3 protein-coding genes and 3 pseudogenes are annotated in these 3,635 nt (G+C 66.9%); 2 read left to right on the top strand and 4 right to left on the bottom strand.

Annotation, left to right across the window (positions count from 1 at the left end; translation table 11 throughout):
* The 4 genes and pseudogenes from ACFQEU_RS12980 to dcd all read right to left on the bottom strand — a co-directional run.
* On the bottom strand, window positions 1–607 hold a 607-nt coding region (locus ACFQEU_RS12980), incomplete at its 3' end, for a thiamine-phosphate synthase family protein (RefSeq protein ID WP_379782807.1).
* Window positions 604–849 (bottom strand): annotated as a pseudogene (locus ACFQEU_RS12975) (dCTP deaminase); the annotation flags it as partial. The gene ACFQEU_RS12980 and the pseudogene ACFQEU_RS12975, both read right to left, overlap by 4 nt.
* 33 nt (window positions 850–882) lie before the next feature.
* Window positions 883–2,301: pseudogene (locus ACFQEU_RS12970) on the bottom strand (LAGLIDADG family homing endonuclease); the annotation flags it as partial.
* A pseudogene (gene dcd / locus ACFQEU_RS12965) lies at window positions 2,287–2,640 on the bottom strand (dCTP deaminase); the annotation flags it as partial. The pseudogenes dcd and ACFQEU_RS12970, both read right to left, overlap by 15 nt.
* Window positions 2,641–2,761: 121 nt before the next feature.
* On the opposite strand from dcd, the gene pth2 reads away from it, so the two are divergent.
* Together pth2 and truD are read left to right on the top strand one after the other, a co-directional pair.
* Window positions 2,762–3,100, top strand: coding sequence for a peptidyl-tRNA hydrolase Pth2 (gene pth2 / locus ACFQEU_RS12960; RefSeq protein WP_379782805.1), 339 nt, complete (start codon window positions 2,762–2,764; stop codon window positions 3,098–3,100).
* Window positions 3,101–3,635: tRNA pseudouridine(13) synthase TruD (truD, locus tag ACFQEU_RS12955; RefSeq protein ID WP_379782803.1), on the top strand; the 535-nt coding region annotated here is incomplete at its 3' end.

The raw sequence follows: 3,635 nt of genomic DNA, 5'->3' as shown, positions 1-3,635 counted from the left end.
CGCTGACGCCGAACTCGGGCTCGCCGGGCACCATCGCCTGGCCCTTCACGTCGACGAGGCGACCCGGGACGGCGGCCACGTCGTCGACGGAGCTCGCGTCGGCGAGACACTCGGCGACGTTCGCGCCGACGTTCGGGATGAGCCCGGCGAACCCCGAGGCGTTCGTCAGTGTCCGGAGTCCACGCCGGACCGACGCGAGGACGCTCTCGCGCTCTCTGAGTCCGCTGTCGGGGTCGTGAACCGAGAACTCCACGTCAGCCGCGGACAGCGCCGGCATCGCCTCCTCGTGGAGGTCCGCGAGCAGGTCGCCCTCCTCCAGCTGGCGTATCAACACCTCGATCTCGACCACCGCCGCGACCGGGCTCATGTCGCCGGCGGCGAGCCCCTCACCGACGCGCTCGACCAGATCGCTCACACGCTGGTCGGCGACCACGCGCTCGTTGCGGGCGACCTCGCCGTGGGCGTACTTCGAGACCGCCGACTGGGAGATCCCGAGCGCGTCCGCGACCTCGTGTTGTGTGAACCCCCGGTCACGGAGGTCCTCGGCAAGCATCGAGCGCACGGTGGGGAGGAACTCCTCGACGACGACCTCCTCGATGAACCTCATTTGCGGTCACCCGTGAACTCCGGGTCGTCGCCGATACGCGACGCCTGCGGGCCGTCCTGATCCTGGTACTTCGACCCGCGCTCCGCGCCGTACGGCCTGTCGGCGGGTGACGTGAGCTCGGTGAAGGTGAGCTGTGAGACACGCATCCCCGGCGAGAGCGCGACGGGTGCCGTGCCGAGGTTCGACAGCTCCAGGGTGATCTGGCCGTGGTACCCCGGGTCGCACAGCCCCGCAGTGTTCGATAGGAACACCCCTCCTGTTCCGCCGAGGAAGTTCTCTATCGCGTCGTCGTTCGGCTGGACTTCGAGGTCGTACGTCGGTTCGACACGGTCCGTCTCCTCGACCGCGACGACTTCCTCGAATCGAACCTCCTCGCGAAGGATCTGGTCGAGACGCCGTGTGTCGGCCCCGTGTTCGTGATAGACGTCCCGGAACGTTCGGAGCGTCTCTCGTTTGACGGTCTCGTACTCCTCGTTCTCGACGTTGGAGACGCTCGATTTCGACGAGTATCCCATCGCGTCCGCGGCCTCGCTCATTGTCAACTCTGCCGCATTTCGCAGTTTCCGAAGCAGCGCGCTCGGAACGGGAACGTACTGACCCCGTTTGTAGGGGGCCGTCGCGGTGTCTACGGCGTGTTCAGTTCCGCTCGTCGTGACATCGCTCGTCGGGATGTACGTCTCGTGCTCTCTGGAGTAGGTCGAACTGTGCAGGCCGAGCCGAGCGGCCAGATACATCGCACCGTCGGCGAGTGAACCGTTCGCCGTGTATAGCGTATCCCGCGACTCTCGACGGCAGCCATCGCCGTCGAGGAGTCCCTCGTGGAGCTCACGGAGGACCTCGGTCGGCCAGTTCCACGCTCGATCTGGGATGTCCTTTTCGCTCCCCGACCCGGCGAGTTCACGGATGATCTTCGACCACAGCGCGGAACACACGGTGAGTCGTTCGACCCCGTTGTCACCCTCCCGTCGATGAACGCTCGCGTCGTGCGTCTCGAACCACGCGTGAACTCGATCGAGATACGCCGTGTTTTTGTTACCGAACTGGACTTGTTTCCGGCGGGCCGAACCTTCCGCGATATAGAACCCGAGGACCCAACCGAACTCCGAGGTTATATCGAGGGTACGAGACAGTCTGTACGAACTCTGCTTGAACGCCACGTCCGCCTCCGCCGGGGCCCTCGCGCTGGAGACACACGAGAGCGGTGCCGCGTTTCGCGAATCGTAGTGACGACGTGATGGATCCGGCACGTCGGCTGTCCACTCGACGTCCGGCATCCCGTCGGACGCGTACGCGATGATCTCCTTGTCACCCTCCAACAGCGTAAGCAGGTCGAGGGTCGATTCTTCCGACGGGGACGCGGGAAGGGTTCCGGGAACCATCACGTGGGACCCCTCCGCGTTCTCGCTGGCTACTCGCGTCACGCCGCCGTCCGCATCGAGTGTGAACAGGTTGTGGTCTCTCGTCACCAGCACCTCTCGACCGGACGCGAGCGTGACACGGTAGATCCGTTTAGTCGGGTTCGTGATGTGATCCGTAACCCGGTGTGTGCTCACTTTCAACGTTTTCGGGTCGAACGCGACCGCTCGTGCCGGTCGTTCGTTCTCGACGATATCGCCGATCTCGTAGAACCCGAACCCCTCCTCGGGCGTCCACAGAAAAACTGTCTCGTCGGAGGGCAACGACGCGTGTACCACGATCGCAAGCCGCCCGAGCGACGAGCGTCCCTCGACGTGGGCGACGAGGTCGTCGGGGATCTCGACGCGCTCCGTCGTCGTGCCGAGCACGAAGTCGCCGGGGTGGAGAATGAACTCGTCGCCCGCCGCCACCGTCGTCTCCGTGACGTACTCGCCCACCTCGTCGGCCTCGGTCGGGTGGATACAGGGGATGTTCGTCCGCTGGAACTCCAGGAACCGCTCGCCGAGGCGGAGGTCGACGCTCGCCGGCTGGACCTGCTGGTCGACGTCCGCGAGCGGTTCGATGACGAGATCCCCGGCCGCGAGGCGGTCGAGGATGTCGGCGTCCGACAGGATCATGCACGGACAGGGGGCGGCCGCCACCTAAAGGGTCCCGGAACAGCACCGGCGAACCGACAGCGACGGGGCCGCACTCCCACCGAGAGAACAGAGATATACCCGCGGCGGGGATCGAGCTCGTATGAAACAGGCGATCGTCGCCCGCCGCGACCTCGGGATGGGCGAGGGGAAGCTGGCCGCACAGGTGGCACACGCGTCGCTGTCGGCGTACGAGGACACCGGCCGCCGGGCGCGCAAGAAGTGGAAGGGGGCGGGACAGAAGAAGATCGTCCTCGGCGCGGACTCCGAGAGCGAGCTGTTCGCGCTCGCCGACAAGGCGGAGACGGAGGGCGTCCCGTACGCCGTGATCCGCGACGCCGGTCACACCGAGCTGGAGCCGGGGACGGTCACCGCGCTCGCGGTCGGTCCGGCCCGTGAGGAGACTATCGACCGGATCACCGGCGAGCTCCCCCTATACTGAATGTCCGACGACCCGCCACATCGGGCTGCCCACCCGGTCGAGCGCGCGGTCGGCATCGACCACTACGTGAGCGACGCCGACGGGATCGGCGGGCGCCTCCGCGAGCGGCCGGCGGACTTTCGCGTCACCGAGCTGGAGGCGTTCGACCCGGAGCCGCTCGGGGCCGACCGCGGGGCGTACCCCGAGCTCGTGGTCAGGGTCACGCTCCGGAACTGGGACACGAACGACTTCGCGAAACGGGTCTCCGACGCGTTGGGTATCAGTCGCGAGCGCGTCTCGTGGGCCGGGACGAAGGACAAACGGGCCGTGACGACCCAGCTGTTTACCCTCCGGAACGTCGACCCGGACGAGCTCCCCGAGATACGCGGTGTCGAGATCGAGCCGCTGGGACGGGCTGGACGCGGGCTTTCCTTCGGCGACCTCGCCGGCAACGCCTTCGAGATCCGCGTCGCCGACGCGGTCCCGGACGCCCCCGAACGTGCCGCACGCGTCACCCGTGACCTCGTCGAGTTCGCCGGCGGAGACGTCGACGCGG

The organism is Halorubrum tibetense (assembly GCF_042661865.1).
In the GTDB taxonomy this organism is placed as follows: domain Archaea; phylum Halobacteriota; class Halobacteria; order Halobacteriales; family Haloferacaceae; genus Halorubrum; species Halorubrum tibetense.
This window is presented reverse-complemented; position numbering and strand designations above follow the sequence as displayed.

Coding starts and splice junctions, on each gene's coding strand:
- pth2 (WP_379782805.1), top strand. CDS start 2,762: ATGAAACAGGCGATCGTCGCCCGCCGCGACCTCGGGATGGGCGAGGGG.